The 18,276-nt window shown below is 64.9% G+C and carries 14 protein-coding genes; 10 read left to right on the top strand and 4 right to left on the bottom strand.

The annotated features are described in order from the left end of the window. Window positions 1-119 precede the first annotated feature (119 nt). The 4 genes from BLR66_RS01625 to BLR66_RS01610 form a co-directional block, all read right to left on the bottom strand. Complete coding sequence (locus BLR66_RS01625) at window positions 120-659, bottom strand: DUF2058 domain-containing protein (protein WP_093284167.1); 540 nt, start codon at window positions 657-659, stop codon at window positions 120-122. Window positions 660-821: 162 nt separating this feature from the next. Then, a complete protein-coding gene (locus BLR66_RS01620) occupies window positions 822-4,478 on the bottom strand; it encodes a methylmalonyl-CoA mutase family protein (protein ID WP_093279887.1) in 3,657 nt (1,218 codons plus the stop codon). 107 nt (window positions 4,479-4,585) lie between these two features. Further along, the gene (locus BLR66_RS01615; RefSeq protein WP_093279886.1) at window positions 4,586-5,527 is read right to left on the bottom strand and encodes an alpha/beta hydrolase; all 942 of its coding nucleotides are present in this window, start codon (window positions 5,525-5,527) and stop codon (window positions 4,586-4,588) included. Window positions 5,528-5,559: 32 nt separating this feature from the next. Beyond that, window positions 5,560-6,159, bottom strand: a complete 600-nt coding sequence (locus BLR66_RS01610; RefSeq protein WP_093279885.1) for a TetR/AcrR family transcriptional regulator — start codon at window positions 6,157-6,159, stop codon at window positions 5,560-5,562. Between the two features lie 481 nt (window positions 6,160-6,640). On the opposite strand from BLR66_RS01610, the gene BLR66_RS01605 reads away from it, so the two are divergent. From BLR66_RS01605 to BLR66_RS01560, 10 genes are all read left to right on the top strand, one after another. After that, the gene (locus BLR66_RS01605) at window positions 6,641-7,741 is read left to right on the top strand and encodes a Glu/Leu/Phe/Val family dehydrogenase (protein WP_093279884.1); all 1,101 of its coding nucleotides are present in this window, start codon (window positions 6,641-6,643) and stop codon (window positions 7,739-7,741) included. A gap of 37 nt (window positions 7,742-7,778) precedes the next feature. After that, window positions 7,779-8,951 (top strand): acyl-CoA dehydrogenase family protein, encoded by a 1,173-nt coding sequence (locus BLR66_RS01600; protein WP_093279883.1) that lies wholly within the window; start codon window positions 7,779-7,781, stop codon window positions 8,949-8,951. A 616-nt stretch (window positions 8,952-9,567) separates the two neighbouring features. Then, the gene (locus BLR66_RS01595) at window positions 9,568-12,360 is read left to right on the top strand and encodes a S8 family serine peptidase (RefSeq protein WP_143014521.1); all 2,793 of its coding nucleotides are present in this window, start codon (window positions 9,568-9,570) and stop codon (window positions 12,358-12,360) included. A 163-nt stretch (window positions 12,361-12,523) separates the two neighbouring features. After that, a complete protein-coding gene (locus BLR66_RS01590) occupies window positions 12,524-13,699 on the top strand; it encodes a thiolase family protein (protein WP_093279881.1) in 1,176 nt (391 codons plus the stop codon). A gap of 139 nt (window positions 13,700-13,838) precedes the next feature. Then, the gene (locus BLR66_RS01585; protein ID WP_093279880.1) at window positions 13,839-14,180 is read left to right on the top strand and encodes a hypothetical protein; all 342 of its coding nucleotides are present in this window, start codon (window positions 13,839-13,841) and stop codon (window positions 14,178-14,180) included. Window positions 14,181-14,332: 152 nt separating this feature from the next. Then, window positions 14,333-14,689: a hypothetical protein gene (locus tag BLR66_RS01580; RefSeq protein WP_093279879.1), complete on the top strand. Its 357-nt coding sequence runs from the start codon at window positions 14,333-14,335 to the stop codon at window positions 14,687-14,689. Window positions 14,690-14,813: 124 nt separating this feature from the next. Further along, the gene (locus BLR66_RS01575) at window positions 14,814-16,421 is read left to right on the top strand and encodes a carboxyl transferase domain-containing protein (protein WP_093279878.1); all 1,608 of its coding nucleotides are present in this window, start codon (window positions 14,814-14,816) and stop codon (window positions 16,419-16,421) included. 244 nt (window positions 16,422-16,665) lie between these two features. Beyond that, a complete protein-coding gene (locus BLR66_RS01570) occupies window positions 16,666-17,187 on the top strand; it encodes a bactofilin family protein (protein WP_093279877.1) in 522 nt (173 codons plus the stop codon). After that, complete coding sequence (locus BLR66_RS01565; protein WP_093279876.1) at window positions 17,184-17,558, top strand: hypothetical protein; 375 nt, start codon at window positions 17,184-17,186, stop codon at window positions 17,556-17,558. Before BLR66_RS01570 ends, BLR66_RS01565 begins: the two co-directional genes overlap by 4 nt. Window positions 17,559-17,704: 146 nt before the next feature. Further along, on the top strand, window positions 17,705-18,217 hold the full coding sequence (locus BLR66_RS01560) for an REP-associated tyrosine transposase (RefSeq protein ID WP_143014520.1): 513 nt from the start codon (window positions 17,705-17,707) through the stop codon (window positions 18,215-18,217). The last annotated feature ends 59 nt before the right edge of the window (window positions 18,218-18,276 follow it).

The raw sequence follows: 18,276 nt of genomic DNA, 5'->3' as shown, positions 1-18,276 counted from the left end.
CAGGACCCTCACCCTGTCCCGCCACGGATCACCGGATTTCAGCGCAGGAAGGCGGCTGGATTTTTCAGGGCTTCGCGGCTTACGCCGCTCCTACACAAAGGCGGGTGGCTGCGGTTCTGTTACCAGATCAGATCGTCCGGCACTTTGAACTGGCTGTAGTAGTCGTCGTCCGCGCCATCGGTTGAACCTTCCCCGGCCTTGCCGTGGTCCAGCACGACCATCGCCGCATCGCGGGCGTAGACCTTGTCGGCCGCTGCACGCGGGATTACCGCATAACCCTGGTCGTGACGGACGATGACCAGAGCGCCGCCGGCCAATTGCTTGCGCACGGTTTCGTCGACCAGCACGTTCCTGATGACGCTTTCGTCGGTGAAGGCATAAGCGATCTCGCCGATGAGCTTCAGCTTGTTCTGCTCGACGATCTGCCGGACCTGCGCGCGTTGCTCGTGCAGACGCGCCTGCGCGTTGCGTTCGGCAGCCAGCGCGCGGTCGCGCTCGGCCTTTTCCAGGCGCACGCGCTCGGCTTCGGCCTGCTCCGCGCTGGGCGCCGGCGGCGCCTTGCCGTGGCGCAGCCTGGCCTGTTCGCGCGCGACCTCGGCGACCTTGGACTTCTTGACCAGGCCGGCCTTGAGCAGTTGTTCCTGCAGGGGATTGCGCATGAAGATCGAAACCTGTTGTGGAGCCGGGATAGCGTCGAATGTCATCCCGAGCGTAGCGAGGGAGCTGCTGGTTCGCAGGGAAAACAGATCCCTCGCTACGCTGGGGATCACGGGAGAAGAGCGGTTCAAGCCTTCCTCAGGGTGAGGTTAGCGCTGCACGCCTCACATGTTGCGCCGGTACTCCCCACCCACGTCGTACAGCGCATGGCTGATCTGACCCAATGAGTGGGTCTTCACCGCTTCCATCAACGCAGTGAACACGTTCTGGCGTTGGCGTGCGGTGTCCTGCAAATAACCCAGTCCGTGGCCGTCGTGGACTTCCACGTCTTCCGAATCCACCACATGGCCGTGCGAGGTCTCGCCATCGGGCGCCAGCGCGTTGCGCGACTTCTGCCAGCCCAGCACGTTGGCGATCTGCTGGCCCTTCTCTTCTTCGGTCGAGCGGATCAGCTCGATCTCGGTGACGATGTCGCCGCCGTGCTCGCGCGGCAGGAAGGTGTTGACGCCCACCAGCGGCAGACTGCCGTCGTGCTTCTTGTGTTCGTAGTACAGCGACTCTTCCTGGATCTTGCCGCGCTGGTACATGGTGTCCATGGCGCCCAGCACGCCGCCGCGCTCGCTGATGGCTTCGAATTCCTTGTACACGGCCTCTTCCACCAGATCGGTCAGGTAATCCACGGCGAAGCTGCCCTGCCACGGATTCTCGATGAAGTTGAGCCCCAGCTCCTTGTTGATGATCATCTGGATGGCCACTGCGCGGCGCACCGATTCTTCCGTCGGCGTGGTGATGGCCTCGTCGTAGGCGTTGGTGTGCAGTGAGTTGCAGTTGTCGAACAGCGCATACAGCGCCTGCAGCGTGGTGCGGATGTCGTTGAACTGGATTTCCTGCGCGTGCAGCGAACGGCCCGAAGTCTGGATGTGGTACTTCATCATCTGCGAGCGTTCGTTGGCGCCGTAGCGTTCGCGCATGGCGCGCGCCCAGATGCGGCGGGCGACGCGGCCGATGACGGTGTATTCCGGATCCATGCCGTTGCTGAAAAAGAACGACAGGTTGGCGGCGAAGTCGTCCACCTTCATGCCGCGGGCCAGGTAGTACTCGACGATGGTGAAGCCGTTGCTCAGCGTAAACGCGAGTTGCGAGATCGGATTCGCGCCGGCTTCGGCGATGTGGTAGCCGGAAATGGACACCGAATAGAAATTGCGCACGCCGTTATCGACGAAGTACTGCTGGATGTCGCCCATCATGCGCAGCGCGAATTCGGTGCTGAAGATGCAGGTGTTCTGCGCCTGGTCTTCCTTCAGGATGTCGGCCTGCACGGTGCCGCGCACGGTCTTGAGCGTCTGCGCCTTGATGCGCGCGTAGGTTTCCGCATCGACCACCTGTTCGCCGGTGATGCCCAGCAGGCCCAGACCAAGACCGTTGTTGGTGGGCGGCAGTTCACCGTGGTACTGCGGACGCTGGCGGCCTTCGAACAGTTTGGCGATGGTCGCTTCGGCGTCTTTCCAGCGCTGCTCGTCTTCCTTCAGGTACAACTCCACCTGCTGGTCGATGGCGGTGTTCATGAACATGGCCAGGATCATCGGCGCCGGGCCGTTGATGGTCATCGATACGCTGGTGGTGGGCGAGCACAGGTCGAAGCCGGAATACAGCTTCTTCATGTCGTCGAGCGTCGGGATGTTGACGCCGGAGTTGCCGATCTTGCCGTAGATGTCCGGACGCGGCGCGGGGTCTTCGCCGTACAGCGTCACGCTGTCGAACGCCGTGGACAGGCGCGCGGCGGGCTGGCCGACCGACAGGTAGTGGAAACGGCGGTTGGTGCGCTCCGGCGTGCCTTCGCCGGCGAACATGCGGATGGGGTCTTCGCCGGTGCGGCGGTACGGATACACGCCGCCGGTGAACGGATAGCTGCCCGGCAGGTTTTCCTTGCCCAGGAAGGTCAGCAGTTCGCCCCACGACTTGTAGGTGGGCGCGGCGATCTTGGGGATGGGCTGGTGGCTGAGCGACTGGCGGTAGTTTTCGCCGGTGACGGCCTTGCCGCGTACTTCGTAGGTGAAGTGTTCGTCGGTGATGGACTTCAGGCGCTGCGGCCAGTCACGCAAGAGCTTCAGGTTTTCGTTGGTCAGGGACTGGACGGCGTCCTGGTAGCGCTGGCGCAACGTCAACAGCGAACGATCGATGTGGATTGCCCCCTCCCCCGATTTCGGGGGAGGGTTGGGGTGGGGGCCGGCGGCCGATGCAGGTTGGTCGGAGGCCTTGCCCCCATCCCAACCTTCCCCCGTGAACGGGGGAAGGAGCAAGTCGTCGGTCGCAAACAGATCCAGCGCCTTCGGCAGCTTGTCATCACCGATTTCCCGCAGCGACTCCCACAGGTGCTGCGCACGGCTGGCGATTTCCGCCTGCTGTTCGACGGCCTTGTTGATGCCCCTGCCCTGCTCGGCGATTTCGGCCAGGTAACGCACGCGCGCACCGGGGATCAGCACGGTGGCGCGCGGCTCCTTCAGCGAAGTGTCCAATTGCGGCGTCCACTTCTGCGCCGGGAGCGAAAGTTTTTCGCGCAACAGACGGCACAGATTGACGAACATCCAGCTGATGCCAGGGTCGTTGAACTGGCTGGCGATGGTGGGGTACGCCGGTACGTCCTCGTCTGCGGTCTGGAAAGCGACGCGGTTGCGCTTCCACTGCTTGCGCACGTCGCGCAATGCGTCTTCGGCGCCGCGCTTGTCGTATTTGTTGAGCACGATCAGCTCGGCGAAATCGAGCATGTCGATCTTTTCCAGCTGGCTGGCAGCGCCATACTCGCTGGTCATCACGTACATGGGGAAATCGACCAGATCGACGATTTCCGAATCGCTCTGGCCGATGCCGGCCGTTTCCACGATGACCAGGTCGTAGCCCAGGCCCTTGAGGAAACCGATGCAGTCCTTCAACACCATGTTGGTGGCCGCATGCTGCCGGCGCGTAGCCATGGAGCGCATGTACACGCGGTGGCTGCGCAGCGAATTCATGCGGATGCGGTCGCCCAGCAGCGCGCCGCCGGTACGGCGGCGGGTGGGATCGACCGAGATCACCGCGATGCGCATCTGCGGGAAGCTGGCCAGGAAGCGGTTCAACAGTTCGTCGGTGACCGAGGACTTGCCGGCGCCGCCGGTGCCGGTGATGCCGAGGACGGGGGTGGCGCGTGATTCGGGATTCGGGATTCGGGATTCGTTGTGGCGGGGATTGACCCAGGTCTTGCGCATCAGGGCCAGCTCGGCCTCGGAAAAAACGCCGTCCTCTATCGCGCTGAGCATTCGGCCGATGGCGATCTCGTCGCTGATGTCAGGATTTCGCCTTTGCGAATCCCAAATCCCGAATTCCGAATCCCGCGCGCCCTCCGCGCGCTCCACCACATCCTCGATCATCTGCACCAGGCCCATGTGCATGCCGTCGTTGGGGTGGTAGATGCGTTCCACGCCGTAGGCCTGCAGCTCGCGGATTTCCTCAGGCGTGATGGTGCCGCCGCCGCCGCCGAACACGCGGATATGGCTGGCGCCGCGTTCGGCCAGCATGTCGACCATGTACTTGAAATATTCGACGTGCCCGCCCTGGTAGGACGACAGGGCGATGGCGTCGGCGTCTTCCTGCAGCGCGGCGCGCACCACGTCCTCGACGCTGCGGTTGTGGCCGAGGTGGATCACTTCGGCGCCCTGCCCCTGGATCAGGCGGCGCATGATGTTGATCGCCGCATCGTGCCCGTCGAACAGGCTGGCGGCGGTGACGAAGCGCAGCGGGGTGTTGTCGCTCTGGGTGGCGGGAAGATTCGAAGCCGGCGTGCTCATGCGCGCCCTCACGTGCAAGTGAACAAGCGGCAATTGTAACGTCGCGCACGTTAGTCAAAGGTGGGTGGGCCTCCATGCCCACCCGTATGCATCGCCTGCTAGGAGGTTCAGGCGATGCCGAACGGCAGATTGGGCGAGGAGACGACGCGTTCGCCGACGGTTTCTCCCTTGAGGAAACGCAATGCTTCGGCGATCACTTGCGGCTCCGCGGCAACGCGGTGGTGCCCCAGTCCGGAGGTGGTGAGCAGGCGCGCCTGCGGCCAGTAGCGCGCATAGCGTTCGCCTTCGGCCCATGGCACTTCGCGGTCTTCCAGGTCGTGCACGACCAGCGCCGGACGCGCGATAAACGGCGCGTTGACGTGCACCTGCAAACCGGCGACCGGAATGTGGAAACGCTTTTCCCACTCATCGAAGAGGCGGCTGCGCAGCGATTGCGCCAGTCCCACCGCGCGCCCGAAACGATCGGCGGCAGCCATGGGATCGGCGGCCGGCGCGATCAGCACGGTGCGCTCGGCCTGCATGCCCTTGGACAACGCCAGCATAGTGGCCGCGCCGCCCAGCGAGTGGCCGACCACCGCAGCCAACGGCCCGTAGTGCCTGGCGACCTGGAACAGGGTTTCGGCGAAGGAAGGCAGCGTGGCGCGGCGGCCGCTGCTGCGGCCGTGCGCCAATTGGTCGAAAGTGACCACCGCATAGCCGGCCTGGCGCAACGCGCGTATCCAGGGCGCGAAGCGCAGGCCGAAACTCGACCAGCCGTGCGCCAGCAACACCAGCGGCTGGTGCGCAGGATCGCCCCAGAGGTAGGCGGCGACGCGGTGCTCGCCGTGTTCCAGCGACTCGATGCGCGCCCCCAGCGTGTCGGCAGCCAGCGCCCGTTCCCGCGCACCGGGCATCGGCGTGCCAAACAGACGGAACGCGCGATGCAGGGTCGCCTTGGGCATCAGCCATCCGCCGACGGCGAAACCGGCGCGCATTGCGGTAAAGCGCAATGTGGTCAGCAGCGATTTTAGAACGACCGTGCTATTTCTAGGTTTGGCGATGGCAGCCATGGCGACCTCCGTGGGGGTTCAGTCGGTGGGGTTCAGGGGGAGTAGGAGCGGATCAGGCGTTCGAACGAGCGGCGCGCCATGCCTTCGGCACGCGCCGGGTCGATCAGGCGTGTGTTGTGCAGGCCATCGGCAAGCGCAGCCAGCTCGAAAGCCATGAGTTCGGGGTCGGTGTCGGCGGCCAGTTCGCCGGATTCGATGCAATGGGTCACCGCCTTGGCCAGCTGCGCGTTCCACTGGCTCAGCCAGCCGACGATGCGGTCGCGCATCGGACCCGGGCGGCCGTCGTATTCGCCGGCGGCAGCCAGGATCACGCAACCTTCCTCGCTCATCAGCACCCAGTCGAACCAGCCCGAGACGATGGCGCGCAGACGCGGCAACCCACGTGGCTGGGCCAGCGCGGGACGCACCACGGTTTCGGTGAAACGCTGCGCGGTCCACTCCAGCACGCTGAGCTGCAGGTCCTCACGGGAGCCGAAATGGGCGAACACCCCGCTCTTGGACATGCCGACCGCGGTGGCCAGCTCGCCGATGGACAGGCCTTCCAAGCCGTTGCGACGGGCGATACCGAAAGCGCGCTCTACTATCAGCTCGCGCGTTGCGGTGCCTTTGGAAGTGGTGGCTACGGGTGTCATGGTGGAACAAATAGCACGACCGTTCGTATTATTCAATGCCGTTGGTCGGCAGAGTTCTTCGACATCCGTAGGTCGGCCCCCTATCAAATGCGGGGCAGGCTCTACGCGGCCGACGCATCGCGCACCGTCAGTTCCACTGCATTCGCGATGCATTTTTGCCTTCCCCTTTGAAGCGCTTTTCAACAGCCGAATGGCTGGTCAAAAGGGGGATTGAGGGGGATTTGCTCTTGGCTCTCAATGAAGATCAAGAGCAAATCCCCCGTAGCCCCCTTTTCCAAAGGGGGCAAAGCAAACCCGCCGCAACCCAGCCTCCTGCGCCGAAGTACTGCCGACCACGTCACAGCGATTGGATTAGACTGTGCGCATGCGACGCCCTTGCCCGCTTTCGGCAACGTCGCTTTTTTGTTTCCAGTCAATCCTTTAGGCACAGTTCCTGGCAACTTGCAGCAGCCAGCAGGCAGCGCAATTCGGAGCCCTCCCCATGATTTTCGAAACCCTCGATACGTCCGGCCACGAACAGGTGGTGTTCTGCAACAACAAGGACGCGGGCCTTAAGGCGATCATCGCCATCCACAGCACCGTGCTCGGCCCCGCGCTGGGCGGCGTGCGCATGCGGCCCTACCCCAATACCCAGGCGGCGCTGACCGACGCGCTGCGGCTCAGCCGCACCATGACCTACAAAAACGCGCTGGCCGGCCTGAACGTCGGCGGCGGCAAGGCGATCCTGATCGGCGACCCGGCCACCGACAAGACCGAGACCGCGTTCCGCGGCTTCGGCCGCTATGTCGACTCGCTGGGCGGCCGCTACATCACCGCCGAAGACATGGGCACCGACGTCAACGACATGGAAAACGTCTACCGCGAGACCGAGTACGTGGTCGGCGTGCACCAGGTGCATGGCGGTTCCGGCGACCCTGCCCCGTTCACCGCCTATGGCGCGCTGCAGGGCCTGATGGCCACGTTGAACAAGAAATTCGGCAACGAGGAAATCGGCAAGTACAGCTACGCCGTGCAGGGCCTTGGCCATATCGGCATGGAGTTCCTGAAGCTACTGAAGGAGCGCGGCGCCAAACTCTTCGTGGCCGATCTGAACCCGGCGCTGGTGGAACGCGCGGTCGAAGAATACGGCGCCGAGGCGGTCAAGCCCGACGAGATCTACGACCTGCCGGTGGATGTGTTCTCGCCCTGCGCCATGGAATACGCGATCAACGCCGAAACCCTGCCGCGGCTCAAGGCCAAGATCATCTGCGGCACCGCCAACAACCAGATGTCGCACGTGACCGGCGACGAGGCCGCCAAGCGCGGCATCCTGTACGCGCCGGACTACGCGGTGAACGCGGGCGGCGTGATGAACGTATCGCTGGAGATCGACGGCTACAACCGCGAACGCGCGATGCGCCTGATGCGCAACATCTACCATAACGTCGGCAGCATCTTCGAGCTCTCCGAACGCGAAGGCATCGCCCCGCAGTACGCGGCCGACCGCATCGCCGAGGCGCGCATCGCTTCGATCGGCAAACTGAAGCTGCCGCTGGGACGTACCGCACCCCGTTTCATGGGACACCTGCGCGGCGAGCACTGACGCCAGCCGCGAAGGCCGCAAAAGGAGGGAGGACCGAATGCGACCTGTTTCAATCCACGCTTTTCCGCTAGGCGAAGAGATCGATGCGCTGCGCGAAGCGGTACGCCGTTTCGCCGACAGCGAGATCGCGCCGCGCGCCGAAGCGATCGACCACGAGAACGTTTTCCCGCAGGACCTGTGGCCCAAGCTGGGCGAACTGGGCCTGCTGGGGCTGACCGTGCCGGGCGAGTACGGCGGCAGCGACATGGGCTACCTGGCGCATCTGGTGGCGATGGAGGAGATTTCGCGTGCGTCCGGTTCGGTCGGGCTCAGCTACGTCGCCCATTCCAACCTGTGCGTGTCCAATCTGTATGCCAACGGCAGCGAAGCGCAACGCCAGAAGTACCTGCCCAAGCTGTGCAGCGGCGAGTGGAAAGGCGCGCTGGCGATGAGCGAACCGGGCGCCGGTTCGGACGTGGTCGGCTCGATGAGCTGCCGGGCCGAGCGGCGCGGCGACGCATGGGTGGCCAACGGCAGCAAGATGTGGATCACCAACGGCCCCGAAGCCGATGTGCTGGTGGTGTACATGCGCACCGCGGGCAAGGAATGCGGTTCCAAGTGCATGACCGCCTTCATCGTCGAGAAGGGCATGAAGGGTTTCCGCACCGCGCAGAAGCTGGACAAGCTGGGCATGCGCGGCAGCAACACCTGCGAACTGGTGTTCGAAGACTGCGAGATTCCGGCTGAGAACGTGCTGGGCGAGGTCGATAACGGCGTCAAGGTGCTGATGGCCGGCCTCAACACCGAGCGCCTGGTGATCAGCGGCGGGCCGCTGGGCATCATGCAGGCAGCGCTGGACGCCGCCCTGCCCTACGTGCGCGAACGCAAGCAGTTCGACGCGGCCATCGGCACCTTCGGCCTGATGCAGGGCAAGATCGCCGACATGTACACAGCGCTGCAATCCAGCCGTGCCTTCGCTTACCAGGTGGGACGCGACTACGACGCCGGCCATTACTCGCGCGCCGCCGCCGCCGGTTGCCTGCTGCACGCATCGGAAGCCTGCGTGCAGGTGGCGCTGGAAGCCATCCAGGCGCTGGGCGGCAATGGCTACATCAACGAATACCCCACCGGACGCCTGCTGCGCGATGCCAAGCTGTACGCCATCGGCGCCGGCACCAACGAAATCCGCCGCATGCTGATAGGCCGCGAATTGTTCGATGGGCGAGGCTAACCCGTTTGCGCGGCACTGCCGCGCGGGTTAGCCGAGCGCCCGGCGTGCTTCGCCGGGCCGGATCGAGGCTAACCCGTTTGCGCGGCACTGCCGCGCGGGTTAGCCGAGCGCCTGGCGTGCTTCGCCGGGCCGGACCGAGGCTGACCTGTTTGCGCGGCACTGCCGCGTAGGTCAGCCGAGCGCCCGGCGTGCTTCGCCGGGCCGGACTGAGGCTGACCTGCTTATGCGGCACTGCCGCGCGGGTTAGCCGAGCGCCCGGCGTGCTTCGCCGGGCCGGACCGAGGCTGGCCTGCTTACGCAGCACTGCCGCGTAGGCCAACCGAACGCCCGGCGCGCTTCGCCGGGCCGGATCGAGGCTGACCGACTTCAGGTCGAAGCCCTCCGCACTCCCCATCTGCCGCCATTCGTTGCCCAGCCAATCGGGCACGTAAGTCGGCTTTCACTTGTGCGACGCAACTGGATTCAGCTCCCATTCCGTGACATCGTCCGTGTGTCGCCCGTCACAATTTCGGCCTGCGACCTGTTTTTTAAAGTTACGGACTAGGCGCACGACAGAACTTTCCCTCTACGCCCAAAGGCTCCCCCGAGCTGATGGGCCGACACTCAAGGAATGAAGATGTCCCTCTCTCTACGCAAGAAACGCGTCGCTTTGGCGACCGCGCTGGCCGGACTGACCTGCATCGCCGCTTGGGCGGCGATTTCGATCTCAGGCAGTACGTTCACCGGCACGTCCTCCACTTCTGACCAATCCGACGACGGCGCGGGCTTCTCCGCAACCGCTACGGACAACGCGAGCGGCGGCGGCGATGCGGCATTGACCGCTGTAGACGACCGGCCGCGGACGCACATCGTAGTGTTCCGCGATGCGCCGCTGGCCACCTACCAGGGCAGCGTCGCCGGCATCGCCAAACCCGCCCGCAAGGGCAACGGGCGCGGCCGGGTCGATGTCGCCAGTCCGCAGGCGCGCGCCTACGTGAAACATCTGGAAGGCAAGCAGCGAGGCTACGAGGGCCGGATCGATCAGGCACTGGGCCGTCAGGTGAAAGTGACCCAGCGCATGCAGCACGCGCTCAACGCGATCGTCACCTCGATGTCGCCGCTGGAGGCCGAAGCCATCAGCCGGCTGCCCGAGGTGCAACTGGTCGAAGCTTATCGCGAGTACGCTGTCGATACCGATATCGGGCCGCACCTGATCGGCGCCAGCAACGTCTGGCAAGGCATCTCCATGCCACTCGGAGATGGACCGGACCGCGCTCGCGGAGAAGGCGTGGTGGTTGGCATCCTCGATACCGGCATCAACTTCGGTAGCCCGTCGTTTGCCGCGATCGACCCGGTGGATGGCTATGTGCATACCAACCCGAACGGTGCTGGCAACTACCTCGGCACCTGTGCGCCTGGCGGTGTGGATGCCGGACGCTGCAACGACAAGCTGATCGGTGGTTGGGACTTCATCTGCGGCGCCGGCGCACCAGCGAACGCCTGTGGCGTGGCCGGTCTGCGCGAAGAACCCGGCTTCGGCGATACCAACGGCCACGGCAGCCATACCGCCTCGACCGCCGCCGGCAACCGCCGTCCGACGTTGTTCAATGGCGCCCAGGTCATGATTTCCGGCGTGGCGCCGCGGGCCAGCCTGATCGCTTACGACATCTGCTACACCAACATCGCCACTGGCCAGGGGTCTTGCCCCAACGTGTCGTCGCTAGCGGCCGTGAACCAGGCGATCGCCGACGGCGTCGATGTGATCAACTTCTCCATCGGCGGCGGTGCGGCGCCGTGGAACGATGCGGTTTCGCTGGCGTTCCTCAACGCCACCAATGCGGGCGTGTTCGTTGCGACTTCCGCAGGCAACTCCGGGCCGGGTGCCGCAACACTGGGCCATGTCGAGCCCTGGACCACATCCTCGGCCGCCTCGCGCCATCGCCTGGGCGGGTTCACCGCGGTGCTTGCCGTCAGCGGACCCAGCACGCCGCCTGCGAACCTGCAACGGGTCCTGCTCAGCCCGGGCTCCGGTGGCGTCGGTCTGCAGAACGCGCTGCCTGCCACGACCCCGGTCGTGGTCAGCCCCGGCATCAATGGCGTCAATGATGGTTGTCTGCCCTATGCGGCCGGCCAGTTCCAGAACGCTATTGCAGTGATCCGCCGCGGCACCTGCTCTTTCACGATCAAGACCAACAACGCGGCCGCCGCGGGCGCATTGGTGGTGGTGCTGTCGAACAACACCACCGGTGGCATCAGCCCGAGCGTTCCCGGCACCACGATTCCGGCGTTCGGCGTTACCCAGGCCATCGGCAATGCCCTCCGCGATTATTCGCAGACCAATGGAGGAGCCACGGCGGGCATCAATATTTCTCCCAATGCCATCGATGCGCTTGGCGACTTCAGTTCGCGCGGCCCCGGCGGGTTCGACGTATTGAAGCCCGATATCGCCGCACCGGGCGTCGATGTGCTCGCGGTCTATGCCGGCACCACGGTTACCGGCTTCGAGAACCTGACGGCTGTCATCAGCGGCACCTCGATGGCGTCGCCGCATACCGCCGGCGCGGCTGCACTGATGCGCCAGTTGCATCCGTCATGGACCGTGCCGGAAATCAAGTCGGCACTGACCATGACCGCCAGCCGTAGCGTGCTGCTGGAGGACCAGGTCACCCCGGCGGACGCGCATGCGGCAGGTTCGGGACGACTGCAGGTCGATATTGCGGCACGCGCAGGGTTGGTCCTCGATGAGACCACGGCCCGGTTCGTCGCTGCCAATCCGGCAGTCGGTGGAGAAGCCTCCGCGTTGAATCTGGCCGCGATTCAGAAGGCCAACTGCACCAATGCCTGCTTCTTCGTGCGCACCGTCCGCAGCACCCTGCCCTACAAGCACCAGTGGCGCCTGAAGCTGCAGGGCTTTTCCGGCACCGTTGAGCCGGCGAGTCTGACCTTGAAGCCAGGCGAATCACGCGAGGTGCTGATCACGATCAAAAACACCACCGCACCTGCCGACGGCAGTTTCCGCTTCGGCTCAATCGAGATCGCCCCAAGCAACTCGGCCAATGGCAACTTGTCGCTGCCGTCACTGCACATGCCGATCGCACTGCGGGTTCCGCCGCCACCGCCGGCTTCGACGATTCCGCTCGCCAATGGCGTGCCGACTGCCGTGTCCGGCGCTGCGGGTAGCCAGACGTACTACAGCCTGGTGGTTCCGGCGGGCGCGGGCCAAGTCAGCTTCGTCATGCAGGGCGGTACCGGCGATGCGGACTTGTACGTGAAGTGGGGCGAAGCACCGACCTCCTCCATCGACTGCGGCTCGGAAACCGGCTCCAACAACGAGACCTGCACGCTGGTGGCCAAGCCCGGTACGTATTACGTACGGATCGCGGGCTTCACCGCCTATGCGGGCGCGACGCTCACGGGCAGCTACCAATAATCCAGAACATAACCAACATAACCAATGCGACACCCTTCAGGGCCCGGAGCAATCCGGGCCCTTTCTTTTGCGCACGACGTCCGCGGTCCGCATCCACGCCCGCGTACATGCGGGGTTGCGCCGCTTCCCGCATAATTAGACGTTCACCCCACTGGAGCTCCCCATGTCCGACATCGTCATCGCCGCCGCCAAGCGCACCGCGATCGGTTCCTTCCTCGGCCAGTTCACCGGCGTGCCCACGCCTACGCTGGGGGCCACCGCGATCAGGGCCGCGCTGGAGCAATCCGGCGTGCCGGCAGCGGACGTCTCCGAAGTGATCATGGGCTGCGTGCTGCCGGCCAACCTGGGCCAGGCGCCCGCCCGCCAGGCCTCGCTGGCCGCCGGCCTGCCGACTTCGACCGGCTGCACCACCATCAACAAGGTCTGCGGTTCGGGCATGAAGGCGATCATGCTGGGCCATGACCTGATCAAGGCGGGCTCGGCCAGCATCGTGGTTGCAGGCGGCATGGAATCGATGACCAACGCCCCGCACATGATCCCCAACTCGCGCACCGGCAACCGCTTCGGCAACTTCCAGGCCGTGGACCACATGTCCTGGGACGGGCTGGTCAATCCCTATGACGGCCAGGCCATGGGCGTATTCGCCGACGCCACCGCCGAAAAGCACGGCTTCACCCGCGAGGCGCAGGACGCCTACAGCATCGAATCGGCCACCCGCGCGCAGGCCGCGCAGAAGTCCGGCGCCTTCGACGACGAAATCGTTCCGGTGAAGGTCACCACCCGCAAGGGTGAGGTGGAATACGCCACCGACGAACAGCCAGGCAAGTCCGACATCAGCAAGATCCCGACCCTGAAGCCGGCCTTCAACAAGAACGGCACGGTAACGGCCGCCAGCTCCTCCAGCATCTCCGACGGCGCCGCCGCCACCGTGCTGCTGAGCGCCGAAGAAGCGGCCAAGCGCGGCATCGCCCCGCTGGCACGCATCGTCGGCCACAGCACCTTCTCCCAGGAGCCGCAGTGGTTCACCACCGCCCCGGTCGGGGCCATCGAAAAGCTGCTGAAGCAGGTGGGCTGGACAGTGGACGATGTAGATCTGTTCGAGATCAACGAAGCCTTCGCCGTGGTGGCCATGACCCCGATCAAGGAGCTGGGCATTCCCCACGCCAAGGTCAACGTCAACGGCGGCGCCACCGCGCTGGGCCACCCCATCGGCGCCTCCGGAGCCCGGCTGGTGGTCACCCTGGTCCATGCCCTGCGCAAGCGCGGCGGCAAGCGCGGTATCGCTTCGCTGTGCATCGGCGGCGGCGAGGCGACCGCCATAGCGATCGAAACGTTGTAAGAAAACCGCGGGTTATGTTACGTTTAACAAGGCGTTGACAAAAATAACTGCGCAACCGCTTGACAGCCCAATCCGGATTGTCATCATGTCACCGGCGCGCAATAGCGCGTTGCCAACTAAACGACGAGGAAATTCACAAATGACCATCAACAAGACGCTGATCGCGCTGGCTCTGGGCCTGGCCCTGGCTGCTTGCTCGAACAAAGAGCAGGCTGCTGACGCCGCGACCGACGCTGCCGCCACGGCTACCGAAGCCCAGGCTGCTGCCGACGCCGCCGCCGCTACCGGCGCTGCCACGGCCGATGCCGCCCAGACCTCCGCTGACGCCGCCGCTCAGGCTGCCGACGCTGCTGCCACTGCCGCTACCGACGCTGCCGCTGCTCCGACCGCCGCTGCTGCTGACGCCGCTGCCGACACGGCCGCTGCCGCTGCCGACACGGCCGAAGCCGCTAAGGACACTGCAGAAGAAGCCAAGAAGTAATACCGATAAGGTATCGCTTCAAGCTAGCGTAAAATGCGAAAGGCCGCCGGTGCATACCGGCGGCCTTTTTCAGTAACAGGCCGAGGGGATGGCTCACCAGACTCCGCCTGCATTGCCGATCTGTTGTACCCATCCACATCCGGAGATAAACCATGAAGACCAAGTTCATTGTCCTGCTCGCCGCTTCCGTTCTGGCCCTGAGCGCCTGCAAGAAGAGCGAATCGACCGACGCCGCCGCGACCGACGCCGCTGCCGCTGCCGACCAGGCCGCCGCTGAAGCCGGCGAAGCCGCGACCGCCGCTGGCGACGCCGCCACCGCCGCTGCCGATGCGACCGCCGCTGCCGCGACCGATGCCGCTGCTGCCACCAGCTCTGCTGCCGAAGCCACCGAAAACGCGGCGCAGGAAGCCACGGCGAAGACCGCCGACGCTGTTTCCGACGCTGCTCAGGCCACCGCCGACAAGGCAGCCGAAGTCGCCGACAAGGCCGAAGAAGCCGCCAAGAAGTAATCCGCCGGCTTTCGGCCGACGAACGCAACACCGACAAGGCCCGCTTCTGCGGGCCTTGTCGCACCTGGGGGTTTGATGGGAACGGGTTGTATCCTTGTGCCCTCTTTCCGCAGGCGTTGACGGCATGTCGGTACTGACTTCGCAACTCGATCCGCACTCTACCGAATTCACCGACAACGTCGCCTACCACCGCGCCCTGGTGGAAGAATTGGACCGCCGCCTCGCGCGCGCGGCCGATGGCGGCGGCGAGAAGGCCCGCAACAAGCACACCGAACGCGGCAAACTGCTGGCGCGCGACCGCATCACTGCCCTGCTCGACCCGGGCTCCCCTTTTCTGGAAATAGCTCCACTGGCCGCCGAAGGCATGTACGACGATGCGGCTCCGGGCGCCGGCATGGTGGCCGGCATCGGCCGCGTGCAGGGCCTTGAAGTGATGGTAGTGGCCAACGACGCCACAGTGAAAGGCGGCACCTATTTCCCGATGACGGTGAAGAAACACCTGCGCGCGCAGGAGATCGCGCGCGAGAACCGCCTGCCCTGCGTCTATCTGGTCGATTCCGGCGGCGCCTTCCTGCCGCTGCAGGACGAAGTCTTTCCGGACCGAGAGCATTTCGGGCGCATCTTCTATAACCAGGCGCGCCTGAGCGCCGAGAACATCCCCCAGATCGCCGTGGTCATGGGCAGCTGCACCGCCGGCGGCGCCTACGTGCCGGCGATGTGCGACGAAAGCGTCATCGTCAAGGAACAGGGCACCATCTTCCTGGGCGGCCCGCCGCTGGTGAAGGCGGCGACCGGCGAAGTGGTCGATGCCGAAGCGCTGGGCGGCGCCGACGTGCACACCAGCGTGTCCGGGGTAGCCGACCATTTCGCCGAGGACGACCGCGACGCACTGCAGATCGCGCGCAACCTGGTCGGCAACCTCAACCGCCGCAAGATCCTTCCGCTGGCGGTGCGCGAGCCGCAGGAACCGCTGTTCGCGGCGCAGGAGCTGTACGGCATCGTGCCGAAGGACACCCGGCGTCCGTTCGACATCCGCGAGGTGATCGCGCGCATCGTCGATGGTTCGCGTTTCGACGAATTCAAGGCGCGCTACGGCAAGACCCTGATCACCGGCTTCGCCCATCTGCACGGCTATCCCGTCGGCATCATCGCCAACAACGGCATCCTGTTCGCCGAAAGCGCGCTCAAGGGCGCGCACTTCATCGAACTGTGCAACCAGCGCGGTATCCCGCTGGTGTTCCTGCAGAACATCACCGGCTTCATGGTCGGCAAGAAATACGAGAATGCCGGCATCGCCAAGGACGGGGCCAAGATGGTCACCGCGGTGGCCTGCTCGTCGGTGCCCAAGTTCACGGTCGTGATCGGCGGCAGCTTCGGCGCCGGCAATTACGCCATGTGCGGCCGCGCCTACGGCGCCCGCTTCCTGTGGATGTGGCCCAACGCGCGCATCAGCGTGATGGGCGGCGAACAGGCCGCCAGCGTGCTGGCCACGGTCAAGCGCGACGGCATCGAAGCCTCCGGCAGGGAGTGGTCGGCCGAACAGGAAGAAGCGTTCAAGGCGCCGATCCGCGAACAGTACGAATCGCAGGGCAGCCCGTGGTACGCCACCGCGCGTCTGTGGGACGACGGCATCATCGACCCGGCCGACACGCGTCGGGTGCTGGGGCTGGCGATCTCCGCCTCGTTGAACGCGCCCATAGAGCCGGCCAAGTTCGGCGTGTTCCGGATGTAGGCGGATACGGAAAGTCCTGCTGGCAAACGGTCCTGTAGCCGTTGCCCAACGTGACTTCCTACTGCACCCGGTGCGTCAATCGATGAGGTCGGCCGAAGACATGCCGTTCAGATATCAGGCATTACCTGAGGTGTCGGACCCAACTGCGGACATCGCCGGGCATTTTGGTGAGCCAGATCACAGCAAAACCGTCATTTGACGGCGATAGTCTCAAATCCCCCGTACCTTGCTGGAGACCACGCCGATGTCTATTTGGAAGGATCAGAACCCCGCCCGAAAGGATTCGATCCCGCTGCCGCCCGAACCCGTGCGCGATGCGCCCGCCGTGGCCGACTTCTCCCCCACCACCACCGCGCCTCCGCGCGCCGTGCCTGCAGCGACCAATGAGCCGAAGGAATCGCTGATCGCCGCCGACCTGACCATCGAAGGCAAGATCGAAGGCACCGGCCATGTGCGCATCGCCGGCAAGTTCAAGGGCGACGTCAATGTGCAGGGCGACCTGACCATAGAATCCGGCGCCAAGTTGAACGGCGGCGTGCGCGCCAAGAAAGTCACCATCGCAGGCGAGCTGGAAGGCAACATCGAAGCCGCTTCGCGGGTCGAGCTGCTGAGCTCCGGCGTGATCATCGGCGACCTGAAGGCCGGCTCGCTGACGGTTGCCGCCGGATCGCGCATGCGCGGCCAAGCCGACTTCGGCTGGGACGACAGCAAGGCCGCTTCCAAGTCCGGCTCGAAGGATGCTGAGAAGACCGACGTCGCTTCATGAGCACCCCGCGCCCGGGCACCGCGGGCGCGACGCGCAGTTGCCCGCATTGCAAGACCACCATTCTGGAAAGCGCGAGCATCTGCCCGGCGTGCAAGCATCATCTGCGCTTCGATGAAGCGGCGGTCACCGCCAAGCGCGCAGCGGAAACCATCGTACCCCTGCGCGTGCAGGGGACGGTGCGGCATCCGGCCGAAGGCGCCGCATGGGAATACACGGTGGTGCTGACCATCAAGAACGACCGTGGCGACGAGATCGCACGCCACGTGGTCGGCGTGGGCGCGATGCAGGTCAACGAAGAACGCAGCTTCACCCTGGCGGTGGAAGCGGTGCCGCGCAACGACCTCAAAGGCCCTCGCGGCCGCAGCCACTAGCGTAGGTCGGGGCTACGTCCCCGACAACACGTAGCCCATCAGCATCCCGAGCGTCGGGGGCGTAGCCCCGACCTACGTGACCTCCTGACATGCAATCAGGACATTTTCTGATGTTCTGATGCGCCTTGGCTTGCAACGATGCGGACATGCCCGCGTATCGTCGCTACTACTCCGATGTAGATCAGACCTTGTTCCTCACCTTGGTGACGGCTGGACGGTCGCCCTGGCTGGCAAGCGAGGCGGCAAAGAGGCAGGTACTGGACGCATTGCGAGCGACCAAGGCTCTGCATCGGTTCCGCCACCATGGCCATGTGCTGCTCGACGATCACTTGCATTTGTTGATAAGCGTCAAGGTAGGCAAAAACATTCCTAGAATCGTCGGCAGCTTCAAGCAGGCCAGCCTCGCCCGCCTGGTATCGCTTCCGGAAATATTCGGGGAACGCGTATGGCAGCGCCGCTATTACGACCATATCATTCGCGACGAGGTCGATTTCTCCAGGCATCTGGACTATCTGCACTACAACCCGGTGAAACACGGGCTTGTTTCACTTGCCAGGAATTGGAAGTGGTCCAGCCTCTCCGCATGGCAGGCATGCGGTGCCTATCCATCCGATTGGGGACAGACCGAGCCCGACTCCATCCGCCACATGACCGAGTAGGTCGGGGCTACGCCCCCGACAACACGTAGCCCATCAGCATCCCGAGCGTCGGGGACGTA

The sequence above is a fragment of the Pseudoxanthomonas sp. CF125 genome (assembly GCF_900104085.1).
GTDB lineage: Bacteria > Pseudomonadota > Gammaproteobacteria > Xanthomonadales > Xanthomonadaceae > Pseudoxanthomonas_A.
The sequence above is the reverse complement of the archived record's forward strand: the minus strand, read 5'-3'. Positions and strand labels throughout refer to the sequence as shown.